General features: G+C 42.7%; 1 protein-coding gene. It reads left to right on the forward strand.

Annotated features, from left to right (window positions below; all coding sequences use genetic code 11):
• Window positions 1-208 (forward strand): hypothetical protein (locus tag ACRHNM_RS17995; protein ID WP_431138000.1); only part of this gene is annotated, 208 nt, incomplete at its 5' end.
• Between the last annotated feature and the right edge of the window lie 31 nt (window positions 209-239).

Here is a 239-nt window from a genome sequence, read left to right on the forward strand (position 1 = left end):
GGCTGTCATGTCTGGGCCTATGGATGAAGTTGTAAAGACTACAAACTCTGTTGATACTGGAGAGCACACTACACAGACTGCTGAGAAGATTTCTGTTGAAAATATTGTAGTTGCAGAGTCTACTCCAATGGAAAATGTCAATGCTGAAGTTGATGTTGAGGATGAAGGCAGTACTGGGTTTTATTCTTCTCAGAGACCACCTGTCTAACCTAATGCCAAGATCACTGATTTTGCTGGCC

The organism is Psychroserpens mesophilus (genome assembly GCF_050617655.1).
Classification (GTDB): domain Bacteria; phylum Bacteroidota; class Bacteroidia; order Flavobacteriales; family Flavobacteriaceae; genus Psychroserpens; species Psychroserpens mesophilus_A.